This window comes from Ruegeria sp. Alg231-54 (assembly GCF_900143525.1).
In the GTDB taxonomy this organism is placed as follows: domain Bacteria; phylum Pseudomonadota; class Alphaproteobacteria; order Rhodobacterales; family Rhodobacteraceae; genus Ruegeria.
In genome coordinates this window covers 26,643-45,584 of the sequence record NZ_FREZ01000024.1, presented here as the reverse complement: position 1 = coordinate 45,584, position 18,942 = coordinate 26,643, and the positions used below count along the sequence as shown (strand labels likewise).

Genomic DNA, 18,942 nt, shown 5'->3' with positions numbered 1-18,942 from the left:
TTTTATGTTGAATCGGTTCGAGCAATCACTGCGACCGTCAGGAGATTATTATGCGTGGAAGATATGCGGCACTATCAGTTCTTGCCTTGGCGTTTGGTCTGGGTGGAGGTGTCATTCTTGAAAGACTATACTTGAACCCAATCGATCAGGGGCAGTCGAACGAACCAGAAGTTCTTTATTGGGTAGCACCGATGGACCCGAATTTTCGGCAGCCAGAACCTGGAAAATCGCCGATGGGTATGGACCTGATCCCGGTGTATTCTGGGCAGGAACCTACCGGCGACCCTGAAGAAGTCACCCTAAGCGCTGCGGAAATCAACGCAATTGGCGTGCGAACTGCGGTTGCACGCATGACGGATATCGAGCCTCGTATCGAGACGGTGGGTTTCGTCGGCTTTGACGAACACTTGACCAACCACGTTCATACGCGTGTTGAAGGTTGGATTGAGCAACTGAAAGTTCGCGCGGTCGGTGATCGCGTTGAGAAGGGGCAAGTTCTATTCGAACTCTTTTCGCCGCTGATCGCAGCCGCGACCGGCGATCTTGTGCGCTCTGTCGAAGCTGGTGACCCGCGCATTTTAGACGCGGCGCGCAATAAGTTGATCAGCCACGGTATGTCCGCACGTCAGGTTGCAGAGATTGAGGCGGGCGGTGAGTTGGTTCGAAACGTGGAAATTGAAGCGCCTCAAAACGGTGTTGTCATAGCGCTGAATGCCGCCGATGGAATGTACCTGCAGCCAGGCACGCTTGCGTTTTCGGTCACCGATCTTTCCGAAGTATGGCTGATCGTCGATGTATTCGAGCGAGATATTGCGCGTTTGTCGGAGAATATGCGCGCGATAGCAAGATTCGAGCACCTACCCGGCCGTATCTTCGAAGGCGACATCGACTATATTTACCCTGAGCTTGATCCGCAAACCCGAACTCTTCCCGTAAGGCTGAGTTTCGATAACTCTGACGGCGTGCTGCGGCCAGGCATGTTTGGAAGTGTCAGCCTTATACCAGATGAAAGCCGAAATGTTCTCACTGTACCATCAGAGGCATTAATACGAACCGGTTCGGCGGAACGCGTCATCTTGAAAACGGGCGAGGGATCATTTCGCCCAAGATTGGTGACAACAGGTCTTCGAGACAGTTTCGGCGAGGGTGGGCGAACGGAAGTTCTACAAGGGCTTGGACCCGGCGAAGAGGTTGTCGCATCCGCACAATTTCTAATCGACAGTGAAAGTGCATTGAGCGCCGGTTTCACGCGTATGGCGCCAACAGAAGCCGAACCGGCACGCGGTGCAGGAACCCTGGTTTCACTCAATGTCGAAAATCGGATGGCAACTGTTCGTCACGACGTTCTCGAAAGCCTCGATTGGCCTGCTATGACTTCGGAGTTTCCGGTGAGATCGGGAATTTCGCTCGACCGTTTGAACGCTGGCGATGCAGTTGTTTTCGTTATTGCCCGGGGTGCGGATGGGCTTTTGAGCCTGATGGAGCTTGCGCCAGACGATGGTATTGCCGGAACTGGTTTAGGAGTCGCACGCGCTGTCACTTCAGACGGCAAATTGACGCTTGAGCACGGTCCGATCCCCGAGCTCGGTTGGCCGGCCATGACAATGGATTTGCCTGTAGTGGGAGTAGATCTAACAACCGTGCCGATCGACATGCCAATTGAGTTTGATCTGGCTGAGGGGGAAGGGGGAATGTTCTCGATTGTAGCAGTTCGCGAAGAGGGCTCTACGCTGACCGATTCCGTTGAACCCGAAGAAACCGACACGCCTTCTGCTCCACCGATTGTAGTCACCGGCACGATCAACCTCGTTAATGTTGAGGCGGGAACTGCGACCATCACACACGGGCCGATGACTGAGATTGGCATGCCGGGAATGACCATGGATTTCCCATTAGAGCCAACACTGGACACAAGCATGCTCGAAGTTGGCCCTGAAATGACTCTGACTTTCGCGCGCGAAGATGGGATGACAATGGTGTTGGCTGGGGCAACGCCTATCGCGCCGCCGCTTCAGATCTCTGGCCGGATTAACAGTTTAGACTCGAACTCACGTACCGCGAATGTAACACATGGTCCAATGACCGATATCGGCATGCCGGGCATGACTATGGATATCCCGGTTGCGGATGGGGTCGACGTTTCAAGTCTGCCAGTAGGGATAGATGTTTCTTTGATCCTTCGCCGCAACCCAGACTTTTCGATGACTTTGTTAGAGGTCGTGCTTGATGGGAGTGTCACGCAGTGATACCGGCAATAATTCGTTCTTCTCTCGCAAACAGGTTCGTCATCTTAGCGCTCGCATTTATGATGGGGGTTGCGGGCATTTGGGCCATTCGTGAGACTCCAGTAGATGCAATCCCAGACCTGTCGGATGTCCAAGTAATTGTTCGTACGCCATATGCTGGACAAGCACCTCAAGTTGTTGAAAACCAGATAACATATCCACTTGCGACAGCGTTATTGGCCGTACCTAGTGCAAAAGACGTTCGCGGGTTCTCGTTCTTTGGAGACAGCTTTGTGTATGTCGTCTTCGAAGACGGAACGGACCTCTACTGGGCTCGGTCGCGTGTGCTGGAGTACCTGGGGCAGATTACCGGCAGTTTGCCCGAAGGGGTGTCACCGCAACTTGGTCCAGATGCGACTGGAGTGGGGTGGATTTATCAATATGTGTTGGTTGACAGAACTGGAAATCATGATCTGGCGCAGCTCAGGACTCTGCAGGATTGGTTTCTGAAATATGAATTGCAAGCCGTGGAAGGCGTCTCAGAAGTTGCAACCATCGGCGGTATGGTCAAACAGTATCAGGTCGTCGTCGACCCAAACAAACTACGTGCCTATGACATAACACTTGCACAATTGAGAACCGCTATACAGGCGGCCAACCGTGAGACGGGCGGTAGCGTCATTGAGATGGGTGAGGCCGAATTCATGGTGCGGTCGTCGGGCTACATTGATGAATTGTCAGATCTTGCAAGCGCGCCATTGATGGTCAACGAGCGTGGTGCCGCTCTGACCCTTGGCGACGTCGCTGAAATCCGGCTGGGGCCTGAAATGCGGCGTGGTGTCGGAGAGTTCGACGGGCAAGGAGATGCGGTTGGTGGAGTTGTCATCCTACGTTGGGGTGGAAACGCGTTGGCGACCATCAAAGCAGTGGAAGCACGCATTGAAGAGTTGCGTTCAAACCTGCCGGAAGGGGTCGAAATCATAGCGACCTACGACCGATCAGGAGTGATCGAGCGCGCTATCGATAACCTCCAGAAGAAACTGACGCAGGAATTCATCGTCGTGGTTCTGGTGTGTGCAGCTTTTCTCCTTCATCTTAGGTCATCCCTCGTAATTCTTCTGTCGCTCCCGTTGGGCATCTTTGCCGCGTTTATTCTGATGAAAGCACAAGGAGTAAACGCAAATATTATGTCGCTTGGCGGCATAGCAATCGCTATTGGTGCAATGGTCGATGCATCGATTGTGATGATTGAGGCGATGCACAGGCGGTTGGAAAAAGAAAAGCTGACAGCAGAGAACAGATGGCGGATCGTGCAAGAATGCGCTTCTGAGGTGGGACCTGCCTTATTTTATTCTCTGGCGATCATTACGGTTAGTTTTCTTCCTGTCTTCGTTCTGGAAAATCAGGAAGGTAGGCTCTTCTCTCCGCTCGCTTATACTAAGACATACGCCATGGCAGCGGCCGCCATCCTGTCGATAACACTTGTTCCAGTTTTGATGGGCTACTTTGTAAGGGGACGCATACTACCGGAGCGAAAAAACCCGCTTAATCGTTTGGTCGTGTACCTGTATCGTCCATTTCTGGACGCGGCAATTGCCTGGCCTTGGGCGACAACACTTTTGGCCGGCGTTCTCGTGTCGTCGATGTGGTACCCCTACCAGAGAATCGGCTCTGAATTCATGCCTGAGTTGAACGAAGGCGACTTTCTCTACATGCCGAGCTTCTACCCGGGGATTTCAACGGGCAAAGCCCGTGAGGTGCTGCAACAGACCAATCGTCTAATCGCGACCTTGCCCGAGGTCGAAACCATACACGGCAAAGTTGGGCGTGCGGAGACTGCAACTGATCCCGCACCGCTAACCATGGTGGAGACAACCATCCAACTCAAGCCGGAAAAAGAATGGCGGCAGGGTATGACAATGGAGAAAATCCGGGAAGAGCTTGACCGTATCGTGCAGGTTCCGGGTGTCACAAATGTTTGGATCCAACCTATCAAGAACCGCATCGACATGCTTGCGACGGGAATCCGCACACCTGTCGGTGTCAAAATATCCGGCACCGACTTGGAGGTCATTACAGAGATTGGGATCGAAGTAGAACGTGCGGTCGCCGATATTGATGGAACGGCTTCCGCTTACGCAGAGCGACCTGTTGGCGGGCGTTTCATCGAAATCGACGTCAAACGAGATGCGGCCTCCCGATACATGATGAGTGTTCGCGAAGTTCAGGACGTAGTGCAGACCGCAATTGGCGGTATGCAAGTGTCGGAATCAGTAGAGGGACTTGAGAGGTTTCCGATAAATCTACGGTACCCTCAAGCATGGCGAGACAGCCCGGAACGGCTCGAAAACCTGCCTGTTGTAACGCCGTCGGGTGCTCATGTGCCACTGTCCGCTCTCGCCGATATTCGAATAATTGACGGGCCGGGAATGATACGATCAGAGAACGCTCGACGAACTGGGTTTGTGTTCATCGACATAGCGGGGCGTGACCTCGGCGGATATGTGGCCGAAGCACAAGAGACGGTTGCAGAAAAGGTCAACCTACCTCCAGGTTATTCGCTGACCTGGTCGGGGCAGTATGAGTACATAGAGAGAATGCAGGACAGGCTGACGATCGTTGCTCCTGCAACCCTGCTAATTATCACGCTCATGCTTTTCTTGGCGTTCAATCGGGTGATTGAGGTAGGGATAATTCTTGCAGCGCTTCCGGTCGCACTGGCAGGTGGGGTTTGGTTCCTGTGGTATCTTAACTTCGATATTTCGATAGCTGTACTCGTAGGTTTCATCGCGCTGGCGGGAGTTGCAGTGGAAACAGCGATTGTCATGTTGTTGTACCTCAATCTCGCCTGGGAGAAACGTCGAGTGCTAGCGCAGTCGGAACTGCGAAAGCTGACACGTGACGACATCGAAGACGCGGTGTTCGAAGGAGCAGTTCTTCGGGTTCGGCCAAAGGTGATGACTGTAGCCACGATCTTCGCGGCACTGATACCCATCATGTATGGCACCGGTACAGGCTCTGAAATCATGCAGCGCATCGCTGCGCCGATGATTGGGGGCATGGTGACAGCCACCCTCCTTACGCTTTTCGTCATTCCCGCAGTATTCGTGATCTGGAAACGGCTCGCGCTCAATCGCGTGAACCGAGAGATCTCCCCCACGATCCAGCAAACGCCCCCTGCGCTGCCGGCAGAATAGTAATATCCATAACCATGAAACAGGAGCATCTGATGAAAACGTTGACCGTTATTATGGCACTTTTGGCCATGTCTACGACAACCAGTATCGCGCAAACGAACCACGGCATGGACCATTCCAACATGCCGATGTCCTCCGAACAGATGGAAGGAGCGGTTCATGCAAAAGCTTTGGTAAACTCAATTGGTGACAAAACCGCTAACGTCAGCCATGATCCGATCCCCGAGATCGGGTGGCCCGCGATGACGATGGATCTGCAGCTTCTTGAAAATGCCCAGATGATGGGTGAGATCAGCGCAGGCGACGAGGTCACCCTGATGTTGGTCAAAAGCGACGATGGCATGTATGCGATCGGCGCGATCATGAAAAACTGAGTCTGTTGATACGGCAGCTATTCACCAATGATGTGATCGTTCGCCGTTTCAAGGACTGTAGGAAATTCTATGAACTAAGAGAAATGGAGTAGGAGCCACTCAAGAACCAAATCGTATTTTAACGATCTGTGGCTCTGCTCATAAGTTATCAGTCCGTTGTCGTTAAAGGCGCTTTAAGCAATTCGTTGACTGATTGAAGCCCCAAAGCTCAGAAAATCTTCCGGCTATTCTGAAAGAACAGAGCAATCCAGGCAAGCAGTACACAAACTGCCAACGCTTCGGTATCTCCGGCCCGCGCCACTGCAGTTAAACTTGCGCTAAATTCTGGAGCTGCTTGCGAGCCCAGTGGAAATCTGACCGACAAGCAAATCCCACCAAAAACATTTCACAATTGGAATGTGTGTACTACATTGTCGCCGAGATGACTTCATGCGGCCATTCAACGGACCAGCATCGAATTGTCTGGGGCGTTGCCTTGTTGGTTTTTGCTCCCGTCGAAAACGCAGCGCGGAGCGGTCAAAATGAGGATATCTCCAGGGCGACGACTTGGGAAAACGATACGACATGACGGCTAACACAAGAGAGCACTGGGACGATGTCTATGGCGAGAAGTTTGACACCCAATTGAGTTGGCACGAGGATGATCCAGAGATATCGCTTGAACTCATCGAGTTGATCAGAGTGTCTAAGCCTTCATCCGTCATCGACATTGGCGGAGGTACATCTCGTCTTGCTGGAGCGTTGCTTGCGAAGGGGCTCCATGACGTGACAGTTCTCGATCTATCGCAGGTCGCGTTGGACACGGCCCGGGAACGGTTGGCGCGCGCCGCTGAAACAGTCACTTGGATTTCCGCAGATATAACTTCTTGGGTCCCCGATCGCAGATATGACGTCTGGCATGATAGGGCGGTTTTTCACTTTCTCGTGGATACATCGCAACGCGCGGCCTATCTGGAAAGCGTGAAGAGAGGGGTAAAAATTGGCGGCCATGTGATCATTGCTACGTTTGCACTTGATGGGCCAGAGACTTGCAGTGGTCTCCCGGTCGCCCGCTATAGTCCGAGCGATATCGCCGCGCTTTTCGAGGAACACTTTGAACTCGTCGCGCATCGCCATCACCTGCACCAAACCCCTTGGGGGGAAAGTCAGTCTTTCCAGTTCAGTGTTCTCCGCCGCTGCGTTTGAGCCCACACCTGAAACTGGCCCAAAGCGGTGCGCTTCCAATAAGCTTTCAGAACGTGCCGATTGTGTTCACAAGTTACGTTTGGCCCTCAAAAACTGGCAGAACTACCTGAGCGCACAAGCCGCCAGAGTCCCGGTTTGACAATTCTATGGTGCCACCGTGAGATTGGATGATTGTACGTGCGATCGACAACCCCAAGCCGGTTCCGCCAGTTTCTCGCGAGCGTGATGTTTCAAGCCGCACGAAAGGGTCGAATACCGCGTCAAGCATATGCTCCGGGATGCCGGGGCCTTGGTCCTGAATCAATATTTTTGCTTCATTCCTCTCTTGCGTGACCAAGATGTTGGCCCGGGCACCATACCGGCAGGCGTTTTCAATTACATTGCGCAAAGCGCGCTTCATTAGCATCGGCCGAAGTGTGACAGCTGGATTGTCTGCTACCACTACCTCGACAGTGTTACCGGCTTGGATAAGATCCTCAGCCGCTTTGGTTACGAACTCACCAATTGGAACGGTACTTGAAGGTTCTCGCGTGGCTACGCCCTTGGCGAATGACAGGGTGGAGTCCACCATTTCCTGCATTTCTTCGATGGTCTCGATCAAATGGTCACGTGTCTCGTCCTCGTCCACCAGTTCGGCGCGAACTCGCAATCCTGTCAGTGGTGAACGCAGATCGTGACCCAGCGCTCCCAATAGTCTGGTCCGATCAGCAACATAGCGGGTCAGCCTGTCACGCATACGGTTGAACGCCTGTGTTAAATCTTGCACCTCAGTCGGCCCGGAAACCGTCAGCTCGTGGACGTCTTCACCGCGACCGAACTGGTCTGCGGCGAGTGAAAGGCGGCGCAAAGGGCCGGTTAGCCTTGTCAGTAGAAACCAAATGGCTGCACCAAGAATCAGAGTTGCAGTGAACCCGAAGCTGACAAAGGATTGCCAAGGCCATTGCAATGGTGGGTTGTGGAACCGGGTATCAATGTTGAGCCATTGATCGGTCGTCAGAGCGATCGACAGCTGCATTTCAACTGTGGATACGTCATCACGCATCATTGCCATGTGCATTTCAGCCATCGTAGACGGAAAACCTTCGGCCGGCAGCATATCGGGCGAGAACTCATGTAACTCGACCCTGATGGGGCGGTTTTCATAGCCCGGCAGAATTCTGCGAATTGTGTTTTCGACTGTCCCACCAGCGTTATGCCCGGTGTGATCGACCGCCGGCGTATTTGTAAGGCTGAAACGCACCAACGGAGAGCTCGCCGCTCGCAGGATCGCATCGTGCATCTCTGGTGGAGCATCTTCGATCAGTCGCGCGATGTTTGCGGCGCGTCCAGCCGTTTCCATACCAAGGGCCATGTGTACAGCCATCGAGCGTTCGTCGACAAAGAGCCACAGGCTGACCAGTTGCGCCGCAGCCAGCGCCGCGATGATCAAAAGGATAAGCTGACCGCGCAAGCTTTGAGCAAAGACTTTCATTCCGAAAGCTCGCGCACGTCAGTTGACAGGCAATAACCGCCACCTCTTACAGTGGTGATGAGTTTCGGCCGCGCTGGGTCAGCTTCGATCTTGCGGCGCAGGCGGCTGACCTGGTTGTCGATCGTACGATCGAACAGGTGAGGGCTGCGGCCGGCGGTCAAGTCCAGAAGCGCGTCGCGTGACATCACCATGCGCGGCCGTTGCAGAAACTCGGCCAGCAGCCGGAAGTCGGCGGTTGTCAGGCTTTCTTCGGTTCCATCCGCCGTGGTCAGGGTGCGGCGGTCGGTGTCCAACACCCAGTCCCCGAAAGCGATCTGTTTGCCTGCCAAGCCTCCAACTGGGGGCGCGTCGATATCGGTACGTCGCAGGATGGCTTTGATCCGTGCCAGCAATTCACGCGGGTTGAACGGCTTAGGCAGATAGTCATCGGCCCCGATTTCCAACCCTACTATACGGTCGGTGTCGTCACCCAATGCTGTCAGCATCAGGATTGGCGGCCCTCCGGCGGCGGATAGGCGGCGGCAAACCGAAAGACCGTCTTCGCCCGGCATCATGATATCCAGCACGATCAAGTCGAACCGCCCGGCTGCCAGTCGCGCGTCCATCTCGGAGGCGTCGCGCGCAGTGCTGGCCCGTAGCCCGTTCTTTTCAAGATAGCGGCTGACCGCATCGCGGATCTCGTGGTGATCGTCGACGACAAGGATATGCGATGTTTCTGTCATGGCGCGATCATAGGCCCCGGAGCTGAGCAAATCCCGGCTTTTTTGTATCGCTTTGTATCAGGCAGGCGGGTTGCGACAAGGCGATACAAACCAGACAGGGCAGGGGGGTAGTGGTGGGCCTGTCGAGGGCCATATGCTTGGTGTCGAAACAAAAACCAAGAGGTGAAAGTCATGAAACGCACGTTCAAGCTGGCCGCCGTAGCCTTGGCCGGGTCTTTGATGGCTCTGCCCGCACTTGCCGCAGGTCAGCATGGCAGCAGCGAGCAGATGCAGGGCCATCAGGGTGGCATGATGAAGGGTGCGCCCGACGGCATGAATGGCGATCACGCCGGTATGATGCAAAAGATGATGAAGATGCATGGCCAGATGATGGGTGGTATGCATGGCAAGGGCATGATGCGCAGCAACTGGCTGTTGGTTCTGGATATGGACGAGGACGGTCGCGTGAGCGAGGCTGAGATAGCCGAAGGTTTGAAGGCCCGGATGCAGGCGCATGACGTCGATAGTGATGGCAACCTGTCGATTGACGAATTCGAGGCGCTGCATTCCGGAGTGATCCGCGAAACCATGGTGGACCGATTTCAGCACCTTGACGCCAATGGCGATGGCGCGGTGACTGCCGGGGAAGTCGAGAAAGGCGCGAAGACAATGTCGCCTAAACACAGCGTGAAAGACCCAAAACCCGCGCCTAAAGCCCCTGAAACCAACAACTGAAACGCAACCGTGTAGCCGGGTCATCGCACTCGGCCACAAACCACTGAGGGACAAAGCGATGATGGGTTATGGCGCTGGAATGGGGTTTGGCATGATTTGGATGTTGCTGATTGCAGTGTTGATCGTTCTGGCGATCGTAGCGCTGGTCAAATACATCGCTAAGTGAACTCGGAATCCGTCACTCCCGTATAGGGGTGGCGAGCTATGTAATAGGAGGAACGAAAGCTGGAAGGCCTGCACAGCAATAGCCGTTTGGCTTTCATCGCGGTTTTGATCGCGTTGCTGATCGCCACCATCTGGTTGTGGCTGTCTGGCGCGTTGGATGCAAGACTATCGCGCGAAATCATTGCTGCGTGGGTGGAGTGGGCCGGCCCGTTCGGACCCGCTGTCATCATCGGCTTCATGACAGCCGCAGTGGTTGCCAGCCCAATCCCCAGTGCTCCGATCGCTGTCGCTGCCGGGGTGGCATATGGGCATGGGCTGGGAACCGCATTGGTTGCCATCGGGGCGGAGTTGGGGGCGCTGCTGGCGTTCCTGATAGCCCGTTGGTTGGGGCACGACGCGCTGCGCCGGTGGTTCGGCGACAAGCTGGACTTGGGGTTGCTTGGATCGCAGAATGCCCTGATGTTGACCGTGTTCACCAGCCGCCTGATGCCTTTCGTTTCTTTCGACATGGTCAGCTATGCCGCCGGTCTGACCCGGCTTCAGTTCTGGCGGTTCGCACTGGCCACCTTGGCTGGACTCCTGCCGGCCAGTTTCGTTCTGGCCCATCTGGGCAGCCAGATTACCGAAACCGCGACAGGCGGCACCAGCATTGCGGTTATCGGGCTTGGGCTGTTGACGGGGGCGCCGCTTATCTGGTTGGCTTGGAAACGTAAAACGCCACATGGCCCATCAGAAAACGATTTGAGCCAGATCAATGCGACCCGGCCAAGCGGTCCTAAACTGTTGGAGAATGGAGGAAACCCTAAGTGATCCGCGCACAATGGATATCAACTGCGACACGGCCGGCCCGAGCCATGGGCCGACTGCAGGTCCTGTTGATCTGTGCGTTGGTGGTTTCGATGCTGATCTCTGTTGTGCCGTCCCATGCCGGGCATGACATCGCGAAGGCCGCCACCCAGGCCGAGCTTGTGATCGATGACAGCGGTGGGTATCCCGCGTCTCATCCATCAGAAGAATTAGACTGCTCAGTGCACCCGGGCTGCTATGCGATGGCAGTTATGGCGGCACCTGAATTGCTCTCGATGCGTATTGCTACGCCCGTGGCGCCAGAACGGTTCCGACCACGCGCAAGCCTGCCGGTCGCACCACTACCACATCCGCCAAACCTGTCCTGAATGTGACCGGCAATGGCCCCGGATTCGCACCGGGGTCTTGCCCAAGCCGTTGATTGCGGCCCAACTCAGTTCAGGACACTTACCATGCTTACCATTCTGTACTTTTTCGTCACGGGCGCGGTGCTATTCGCACTGTTGCGCCTGGCCTGTGGCCCCTGCGTGATGGGGATACAAGAACATCAGCCGGGTGTTCCGGTGATAACCCTTGGCTGGGCGCTAAGCCTGTTTCTGGCCGCAACCTACCTGCTGTGCGTGGCGTTTGACCTGATCTTTCCAAGTTTTGCCATGTACCGGGCTTGGATCGGCCTGATGCCCGGAATGATCTGGCTCAGCCTGCCCTCATTCCTGTTGGGACTGTTATGGGCGTTTCTCTACGGCTGGTACGCCGCGTTGCTGCTCGGCGGACTGTTCAATGTCTTTGCGGCTCGCACAAAACTCAACTGATTGAAAGGACAAAGCCATGAAGGCCATCGCTCTGACCCTGCTTTTGACACCCTTCCTGATGGTCGTCATCTACCGGATTTTTCTGCACGTGCCCGCCATGGTGCGCGTTTCAGTTGACGAAAGGAAACCTAAATGACCCTGCTCAATCTGGCCGCAGGCCTGTCCGTAGTAGCTTTGACCGCGCCTTCGCTTACGCTTGCGGCAACCGTGTTCATTCCCGAAGGCAGCGCGGACTCGGTTTTGGTGATCGAGTCCGAAACCGGCAAGACCGTCGAGCGGCTGCCGAGGCTCGTGGCGGTCCATGGGCTGGCCGGCGCGCCCGGCGTTAAGTACCTGGTCGCGGGCAGCTACGCAGAAACCGATACTACAACGCCACCAAAACCCGAAGGTATGTCCGAGGACGAACACGCCGCGCACCACGCCAAGCGCGATGTCACCGTGTTGCCCAAAGACAAGGGGCGGAGCCTGCTGACGATCCTTGATGCAGAAACACGCGAGGTCGCCCGCCAGATCGAGGTTCCAGGCGCGGTGCATCACACCGCGGTGTCGCCCGACGGGCGGTTTGCGGTGGGGACTCATCCGGGTGGTGACGGTATTTCGATTATCGACCTCGAAACGCTCAGTTTCCGAGGCTTCGTTGCCACCGGGCCAATGCCCAACTACGCGGTTTTTTCGCCTGACAGCAACAAGGTCTATGTCACCAACACCGGCAATGGCACGCTCAGCGAAGTAGAAGTCGCCAAGGGCTTTGTCGCACGCAACATCCGCGTTGGCGAAGGCCCGGAGCATCTGGTGCTGAACGCCATCGGCAGCGCCGCCTTCGTCGCCGACAGCGATGGCGGCAAGGCTTTTCGCGTGGATCTTGCCGGCGGTTCCGTCACCGACATATATGACATTGGTGGCGAGCTGCACGGGATCGGCCTGTCCGACCGCGAAGGCGTTTTGTTCGTGGCCGCTAAGGGCACCGACCGGCTGTTGTCGATCGATCTCGCAACGGGAAAACAGCGCGCGACCAACCTGTCACCGGCACCTTACCACCTGACGACAATACCGAATTCGGGCAAAGTGATGGTATCGAGCCGGACCGAACCGAAGGTTTGGATCGTCGATCAGGTTAGCTTGACGGCTGTATCAGAAGTGCCGGTACTGGGTGAGGGCCACCAGATGGTTGTTCTACCCTGAAGGACTGTGCCGGACCTTTGCGAAAACAAACGGCTCTACAACCAACGCTCAAACCAGGGATCAGAACATGACAGAAGTCCACGACACCGGAACCCACGCAAACATTGCGGCCGAGGTCGCCTATGTCTGCCCAATGCATCCTGACGTGCGTCAATCTGAGCCGGGCAACTGCCCCAAATGCGGAATGCACCTTGTACCCGAGGGCGCCGTCGACACACATGCGCATCATAGTGACGCATTCACCGAAACTGACGGCGGTGAATATGACGTCGTTCCCGCAGGCTATGACGGAGCAGTTTATACCTGCCCGATGCATCCACAGGTGCGGCAAACCAAACCTGGGCCTTGCCCACTCTGCGGCATGGGGCTGGAGCTGGAAAGCGCGACGATGGTCGACGAGGGGCCGAACCCCGAACTGGTGGATTTCACCCGTCGCCTTTGGGTGGGCGCGGTTCTGACGCTGCCGCTCTTGGTTTTCACGATGGGCCCCTATGTGGGGCTGTCAGGCGTGCGAGAAATTTTTGGTGAACGCACGACCCTATGGATCGAACTGGTACTTGGCACACCCGTCGTCCTGTGGTGCGGCTGGCCATTTCTGGAACGGGGGTGGAATTCGTTCCGCACTATGAACCTGAACATGTTCTCGTTGATTGCCATGGGGGTGACGGCAGCGTGGCTGTTCAGCGTTGTAGCCGTATTGATGCCCCAAATTTTTCCAGACGGTTTTCGCGATTCAGCAGGCCATGTAGGGGTCTATTTCGAGGCAGCCGCAGTTATCGTTACACTTGTTCTGCTCGGGCAGGTGATGGAGCTGCGTGCACGTGAAGGCACCGGAAAGGCGATCCGTGCTTTGCTGGATATGGCTGCAAAGACGGCCCGAATTATCCGACCTGACAGAACTGAAGAGGAAATCCCGCTTGAAGAGGTTCAGGTTGGCGACCGACTTCGGGTACGCCCCGGCGACAAAGTGCCAGTAGACGGCGTTGTGCTCGAAGGTCGCTCATCTGTTGACGAAAGCATGATCTCTGGCGAGCCGGTTCCGGTCGAGAAGGTACAGGGCGAGCCGGTTACGGGGGCCACGATCAATGGCACCGGTAGCCTTGTGATCGAGGCAACCCGTGTGGGTGCTGACACGATGCTGTCGCAGATCGTTGAGATGGTGGCCAACGCGCAGCGCTCTCGCGCGCCGATTCAGAAATACGCTGACAAAGTGGCGGGCTGGTTCGTGCCGGCGGTCATCGGCATAGCTGCGTTGGCTTTTATCGCGTGGGCGATCTGGGGACCAGCCCCGGCTCTGTCTTACGCTCTGATTGCAGCGGTGTCAGTATTGATCATCGCATGCCCGTGCGCACTTGGCCTTGCCACTCCGATGTCGATCATGACGGCTACCGGGCGCGGGGCTCAGGCCGGCGTTCTGATCAAAAATGCCGAGGCTCTGGAGAGGTTCGAGAAGATCGAAACCTTAATCGTAGACAAAACCGGCACCCTCACCATGGGAAAGCCGCGCCTTGTCGCCGTGCTTCCCGAACCCGGCCATGACGAGGCAGAGGTTCTGCGGCTGGCCGCTACGCTGGAAAAGGGATCGGAGCACCCGTTGGCCGAAGCGATCGTCACCGGTGCCGAGGAACGTGGCGTGGTATTGTCCGACGCCAGCGATTTCGAGGCGGTGACCGGCAAGGGCGTAAAAGGCACGGTGGGTGGTCGCCCGGTCGCGCTTGGCAACTTGAAACTGGTCACCGATCTTGGGCTCGAGGCAGCCGATCTGATAGCCAAGGCCGACGCGCGCCGTGATCAGGGTGAAACGGTGATGTTCGTGATGCTGGACGGAGCGGTGGCCGGTCTGGTCAGCGTCGCCGACCCGGTCAAGGAAACCACACCTGCCGCACTGAAGGCGCTGCACGAACTGGGGTTCCGCATCATCATGGCGACCGGCGACAACGAACGCACAGCGAAGGCGGTAGCCGAACGACTGGGTATTGACGAGATTCGTGCCGACGTTCTGCCCGAGGACAAGGCCCGCATCATCCGCGAGTTGCAGGAGAAAGGAGGTAAGGTCGCCATGGCCGGTGATGGTGTGAACGACGCGCCGGCGCTGGCACAAGCCGATGTAGGCATCGCTATGGGTACCGGCGCGGACGTGGCGATCGAAAGCGCAGGCTTCACGCTGGTCAACGGCAGCCTCGATGGCATCGTGCGTGCCCGCAGGCTGGCGCGCGCCACCATGCGCAATATTCGCCAGAACCTTTTCTTTGCCCTGATCTATAACGCCTCGGGCGTTCCGGTAGCGGCAGGCCTGCTGTTCCCACTCTTCGGCATCCTGATTAGTCCTATGTTCGCTGCTTTCGCCATGAGCGCATCGTCGATCTCGGTGGTACTCAATGCGCTACGCCTGCGGGGGGCGAAGATTTGAGTACGCATCAGAATATGACGCACGGGGGCGGGGGCGGCCTGAAGTCGGGCTCGATCTCGCTGACAGGCGCGGTGGCCATGGGCACGGGCGTGATGATCGGCGCCGGAATCTTCGCGCTGACGGGTCAGATCGCCGGGTTAGCGGGGCCGTGGTTTCCACTGTCCTTCGTATTTGGAGCGATTGTGACGGCCTTCAGCGCCTATACCTACATCGCCATGTCCAACGCCTGGCCGTCCTCGGGCGGAATCGCGATGATCCTGACAAAGGCCTACGGGCCGGGAGCAGTGGCGGCGGCGGCTTCGCTGATGATGGCGTTGTCGATGGTGATCAACGAAAGCCTCGTGGCACGCACCTTCGCCACCTATGCGCTCAGGCCTTTCGATATCGAGGACGGGCCGTTGGTGCCTGTGGTCGCGGTGGCGCTGATTGTCTTTGCCTATGCGGTCAACCGGTCCGGGAACCGCTCGGTGGGTTTGTGGTCCATCGTCATGTCGGCGCTCAAGATCGGCGGGATCGCGATCTTTGGCGTTGTCGCGCTTTGGGCCGCGGGCGGGGACTGGCAGGCGCAGGGTTCTGCGTCCACCCGACCTCTGGGGTTCATTGCGTCTGTGGCCCTGTCGATCCTTGCGTTCAAGGGCTTCACCACAATCACCAACAGCGGCGCCGAGATCGTCGATCCGCATCGCAACGTCGGGCGCACCATCATGATTTCGATTGCGATCTGCGCAGTAGTCTATCTGTTGGTGGCCTTCGCTGTGGGTACAAGCCTGCCACCGGACCAGATTCGTGCCGCACAGGACTATGCCCTGGCCGAGGTCGCCCGACCGGTGCTGGGGCAGGGTGGGTTTTACTTGACTGTTGCGTTGGCAATGGTCGCCACCGCCTCAGGGCTGATTGCCAGTGTGTTCGCTGTGTCGCGGATGCTAGCAATGCTGACCGACATGAAGATGATCCCACACAGCCATTTCGGCATGACGGGCAGTATCCAGTCGCACACGCTGATCTACACGGTTGTCATCGCCGGGTTGCTGGCGGTGCTGTTCGACCTGTCGCGCATCGCCTCGCTGGGGGCGTTCTTTTACCTGGTGATGGACATGGCCGTGCATTGGGGTGTTTGGCGCCGGCTGCGCGGTCAGATCAGCGCTCGGGGCTGGGTCTTGCTGACCGCCCTGGCGCTGGATGCCGTGGTCTTGATCGCATTCACAGCACTCAAACTGCGCTCGGACCCGATGATCGTGGTCTATGCCGTTGCTGGCATCGTTCTGGTCTTCGCTTACGAGCGCACATTTCTCAAACACTGGATCATCAATAAGGAGGCAAATCTGCCATGACCCATTCAAACGCCGAAAAAACCCATGTCCAGCGTGACAAAGTTGAACAGAGCACCCCGCAACACTCGTCCGAAGTGGTAGAAAAAGAATCACAACCGAGCGGGCACGCCAAACGTAATTGGCTTCCAGTCGCCGCGGCGTTAGCCTTCGGCGCCGCTGTACTGGGCTGGGAATACCGCGATGTAATCTATCCGCTGCTCAGTTCCCCGTTGCTGTTCCTACTGGCCTGCGTGGGCATCCACTTCTTCATGCATCGCGGCCACGGCAAGCACTGAGAACGATGACCGCACAACCCGCGATCCGCTTTTATGCAGTGTTGGGAACAGCAATTTTGCTAACTACGTTGGCAGAGCTGTTCTATTTGGTTGTCTGGGGCATGATGTTGTTTCCACAGGGCAGCCTTGCCGGCAAAACCGTGTGGACTTTGACTTGCGGGCTAGCCATGGGCGCGGTGATCGGCGTCGCAACGCTGGTTTGGGTGGAGTTCCGGTACTGGGGTAACGCCGCGCTGTGGCGGGCAGTGCTGGTCGTCGCGGTAGTCGGTAGCTATTGCGCCGTTCTGTGCAGCCGGATTGACGCCCGGTTTGGATATTTTGGCGGGCAAGAGAACACCGGTCTTTTCATTGCTTCAGGCGTTTTTCCCGCGTTTGTTGGCGGCATCCTTTATGGCTGGCTGCTGTACGGACCAAATGCCGCGTGGGCAGTATCAGAACGGCCTGATTGAGAAGAACCGTTAGGAAAACCATGGAGGACCCATGATCGCCACAAACTGATGGAAATAGGGCAACATGCTCAATCCCTCGGGCCAAGCCGTTGCAATATGACGGCGAGGTACGGACAGGTTGGAGGAACGTTATGTCTGATATCTCAGAAAGAAGAAAACCCCCAAGAGACGAATCCCGGCGTGACTTTTTGTATTATGCCACAACAAGTGCAGTGGTCGTTGCCACTGGCGCGGCTATCTGGCCTTTGATCAACAGCATGAACCCAAGCGCCGATGTGTCAGCTCAGGCTGTAGTTGATGTCGATCTGGAAGGGGTAGGGCCGGGAACACGAATAACGGTGAAATGGAAGGGCAAGCCAGTCTTCATTGACCATCGGACCACAGAACGTATCGAATTGGCCCAGGAAGACGATACAGTGCCGATGATTGATCCAGAACCGGACGCGGCCCGCGTCCAACGTCCGGAATGGCTTGTGGTGGTCGGTGTCTGTACCCATCTGGGCTGCATACCGCTGGGGCAGGGCGGCAGCGAACCTGTTGGAGACTGGGACGGTTGGTTCTGCCCTTGCCACGGTTCGCATTACGACACGTCGGGCCGCATTCGCAAAGGCCCAGCACCGCGCAACCTCGACGTACCGCCATATGAGTTTACCTCGGATACGCGGATCAAGATCGGCTGAATACTGTTTGTATGGCTTCCGTAGAAGGACCCGGTCATCTCGTCAGAAGCATCTTTGTTTGTTCCGGGTTTCTGGTTCATTTGCGCGCTTTATTTTCTTCGATGAATCAGAGGTAAGCCATTGGTCGAACCGCTAAGCCTGTCCGATAAGAGTGTTGTCACATCGAAATCCGCCCAACAAAGATATTCTGATGTTTGGAATTCCAGTTACCCGAGTGGTGGCATTCCATGTGTCAAATAACTCGAGATAGTGATCTCGGCGTTGCAAGGCGGAATAATGGTGTTCGGGTACAAAGAAGCAATTCCGTGTGATCAGCTGACAAGCCTTTCGCGACCGTTGTCGTAGTTAAGACTGGCATCGCCTTCTGTGCCTGACAACTGAACATGGCAATCCTGGAGCAAGCAATCGTCGGAGGACAGTAGCTGCAAGGAGGAAAATTTTGCGCGTGGCGCGCAAGCCGACAGTGCAAGCGTAGTCGAAGGTTCTGCGGCCGCCGACCGGGCGCGCAGATACTCCATAGTCGGAGATTGCCGTCGGCTTTCGCGTGCAATTTTGCCCAGGCTTCGATTGAATTCGGGTGCTTGGGTATTTTCGTGGTCGAATGACGGGAAATTCCCATAACCTTATGCATGAAGTTGAGGGCCACGAATGGGTTCTTCGGTACGGGCAGACTGCGTGACTTAGAGAGCCCGCCAACGGCCCGACCAACCAGAAAATAAAAACGATCTGCAAGACCACAATGATGCGACAGGCCATCATCACCAATTCTATAGCGTTACCAGCGGTTCCTTTTACGCAATCCTCCTGTGGGCCTGATTGATGATTATCTGACATGCTCCAACAGTCCTAGATCACAAACTCACCCGGCCTTGCCAAGCAGGAAGGTCAGGTCGCTCCTTTCGCAAAATCGTGAGAACAAAATGGTGAAATATTAGGCTTTTTT

General features: G+C 56.2%; 16 protein-coding genes. 14 read left to right on the top strand and 2 right to left on the bottom strand.

The annotated features are described in order from the left end of the window. Positions 1-50 precede the first annotated feature (50 nt). From DHN12_RS23170 to DHN12_RS23155, 4 genes are all read left to right on the top strand, one after another. Positions 51-2,246: an efflux RND transporter periplasmic adaptor subunit gene (locus DHN12_RS23170; RefSeq protein ID WP_108862306.1), complete on the top strand. Its 2,196-nt coding sequence runs from the start codon at positions 51-53 to the stop codon at positions 2,244-2,246. Then, positions 2,243-5,422: an efflux RND transporter permease subunit gene (locus DHN12_RS23165; RefSeq protein ID WP_108862305.1), complete on the top strand. Its 3,180-nt coding sequence runs from the start codon at positions 2,243-2,245 to the stop codon at positions 5,420-5,422. The genes DHN12_RS23170 and DHN12_RS23165 overlap by 4 nt, the downstream gene beginning before the upstream one ends. Positions 5,423-5,454: 32 nt before the next feature. Further along, positions 5,455-5,796, top strand: a complete 342-nt coding sequence (locus DHN12_RS23160; RefSeq protein WP_108862388.1) for a copper-binding protein — start codon at positions 5,455-5,457, stop codon at positions 5,794-5,796. Positions 5,797-6,360: 564 nt separating this feature from the next. Beyond that, positions 6,361-6,981 (top strand): trans-aconitate 2-methyltransferase, encoded by a 621-nt coding sequence (locus DHN12_RS23155; protein ID WP_108862304.1) that lies wholly within the window; start codon positions 6,361-6,363, stop codon positions 6,979-6,981. A 73-nt stretch (positions 6,982-7,054) separates the two neighbouring features. Here DHN12_RS23155 and DHN12_RS23150 read toward each other — a convergent pair whose 3' ends face one another. Both DHN12_RS23150 and DHN12_RS23145 read right to left on the bottom strand, forming a co-directional pair. Next, positions 7,055-8,452: an ATP-binding protein gene (locus DHN12_RS23150; protein ID WP_108862303.1), complete on the bottom strand. Its 1,398-nt coding sequence runs from the start codon at positions 8,450-8,452 to the stop codon at positions 7,055-7,057. Then, positions 8,449-9,174 (bottom strand): response regulator, encoded by a 726-nt coding sequence (locus DHN12_RS23145; RefSeq protein WP_108862302.1) that lies wholly within the window; start codon positions 9,172-9,174, stop codon positions 8,449-8,451. The genes DHN12_RS23150 and DHN12_RS23145 overlap by 4 nt, the downstream gene beginning before the upstream one ends. A 171-nt stretch (positions 9,175-9,345) precedes the next feature. On the opposite strand from DHN12_RS23145, the gene DHN12_RS24980 reads away from it, so the two are divergent. The 10 genes from DHN12_RS24980 (at position 9,346) to petA (ending at position 17,999) form a co-directional block, all read left to right on the top strand. Beyond that, positions 9,346-9,888: a calcium-binding protein gene (locus DHN12_RS24980; RefSeq protein WP_108862301.1), complete on the top strand. Its 543-nt coding sequence runs from the start codon at positions 9,346-9,348 to the stop codon at positions 9,886-9,888. Positions 9,889-10,140: 252 nt separating this feature from the next. Continuing rightward, positions 10,141-10,863 (top strand): TVP38/TMEM64 family protein, encoded by a 723-nt coding sequence (locus tag DHN12_RS23135; RefSeq protein WP_306418427.1) that lies wholly within the window; start codon positions 10,141-10,143, stop codon positions 10,861-10,863. Then, complete coding sequence (locus DHN12_RS23130; protein WP_159090200.1) at positions 10,860-11,228, top strand: hypothetical protein; 369 nt, start codon at positions 10,860-10,862, stop codon at positions 11,226-11,228. Before DHN12_RS23135 ends, DHN12_RS23130 begins: the two co-directional genes overlap by 4 nt. Positions 11,229-11,312: 84 nt before the next feature. After that, positions 11,313-11,672: a hypothetical protein gene (locus DHN12_RS23125; protein WP_108862300.1), complete on the top strand. Its 360-nt coding sequence runs from the start codon at positions 11,313-11,315 to the stop codon at positions 11,670-11,672. A 132-nt stretch (positions 11,673-11,804) separates the two neighbouring features. Beyond that, positions 11,805-12,854, top strand: a complete 1,050-nt coding sequence (locus tag DHN12_RS23120) for a YncE family protein (RefSeq protein WP_108862299.1) — start codon at positions 11,805-11,807, stop codon at positions 12,852-12,854. A gap of 133 nt (positions 12,855-12,987) precedes the next feature. Beyond that, positions 12,988-15,264 carry a copper-translocating P-type ATPase gene (locus tag DHN12_RS23115; RefSeq protein WP_255415486.1) on the top strand — a complete coding sequence of 759 codons (2,277 nt, stop codon included), beginning with the start codon at positions 12,988-12,990 and terminating at the stop codon, positions 15,262-15,264. 14 nt (positions 15,265-15,278) lie between these two features. After that, positions 15,279-16,595, top strand: coding sequence for an APC family permease (locus DHN12_RS23110; RefSeq protein ID WP_108862298.1), 1,317 nt, complete (start codon positions 15,279-15,281; stop codon positions 16,593-16,595). Next, entirely contained in the window at positions 16,592-16,870 is a 279-nt protein-coding gene (locus tag DHN12_RS23105; protein WP_108862297.1) for a DUF2933 domain-containing protein, read from the top strand. The genes DHN12_RS23110 and DHN12_RS23105 overlap by 4 nt, the downstream gene beginning before the upstream one ends. A 5-nt stretch (positions 16,871-16,875) precedes the next feature. Beyond that, a complete protein-coding gene (locus DHN12_RS23100; protein WP_108862296.1) occupies positions 16,876-17,319 on the top strand; it encodes a hypothetical protein in 444 nt (147 codons plus the stop codon). A gap of 131 nt (positions 17,320-17,450) precedes the next feature. Continuing rightward, positions 17,451-17,999, top strand: coding sequence for a ubiquinol-cytochrome c reductase iron-sulfur subunit (gene petA / locus DHN12_RS23095; protein ID WP_108862295.1), 549 nt, complete (start codon positions 17,451-17,453; stop codon positions 17,997-17,999). Positions 18,000-18,942 lie beyond the last annotated feature (943 nt).

Bases quoted from the DNA above. Each gene is read 5' to 3' on its own strand.
- DHN12_RS23155 (WP_108862304.1), top strand. From the start codon at position 6,361: ATGACGGCTAACACAAGAGAGCACTGGGACGATGTCTATGGCGAGAAG.
- DHN12_RS23125 (WP_108862300.1), top strand. From the start codon at position 11,313: ATGCTTACCATTCTGTACTTTTTCGTCACGGGCGCGGTGCTATTCGCA.
- DHN12_RS23110 (WP_108862298.1), top strand. From the start codon at position 15,279: ATGACGCACGGGGGCGGGGGCGGCCTGAAGTCGGGCTCGATCTCGCTG.
- DHN12_RS23115 (WP_255415486.1), top strand. From the start codon at position 12,988: ATGCATCCTGACGTGCGTCAATCTGAGCCGGGCAACTGCCCCAAATGC.
- DHN12_RS23145 (WP_108862302.1), bottom strand. From the start codon at position 9,174: ATGACAGAAACATCGCATATCCTTGTCGTCGACGATCACCACGAGATC.
- DHN12_RS23160 (WP_108862388.1), top strand. From the start codon at position 5,455: ATGAAAACGTTGACCGTTATTATGGCACTTTTGGCCATGTCTACGACA.
- DHN12_RS24980 (WP_108862301.1), top strand. From the start codon at position 9,346: ATGAAACGCACGTTCAAGCTGGCCGCCGTAGCCTTGGCCGGGTCTTTG.
- DHN12_RS23105 (WP_108862297.1), top strand. From the start codon at position 16,592: ATGACCCATTCAAACGCCGAAAAAACCCATGTCCAGCGTGACAAAGTT.
- DHN12_RS23100 (WP_108862296.1), top strand. From the start codon at position 16,876: ATGACCGCACAACCCGCGATCCGCTTTTATGCAGTGTTGGGAACAGCA.
- DHN12_RS23150 (WP_108862303.1), bottom strand. From the start codon at position 8,452: ATGAAAGTCTTTGCTCAAAGCTTGCGCGGTCAGCTTATCCTTTTGATC.
- DHN12_RS23170 (WP_108862306.1), top strand. From the start codon at position 51: ATGCGTGGAAGATATGCGGCACTATCAGTTCTTGCCTTGGCGTTTGGT.
- petA (WP_108862295.1), top strand. From the start codon at position 17,451: ATGTCTGATATCTCAGAAAGAAGAAAACCCCCAAGAGACGAATCCCGG.
- DHN12_RS23120 (WP_108862299.1), top strand. From the start codon at position 11,805: ATGACCCTGCTCAATCTGGCCGCAGGCCTGTCCGTAGTAGCTTTGACC.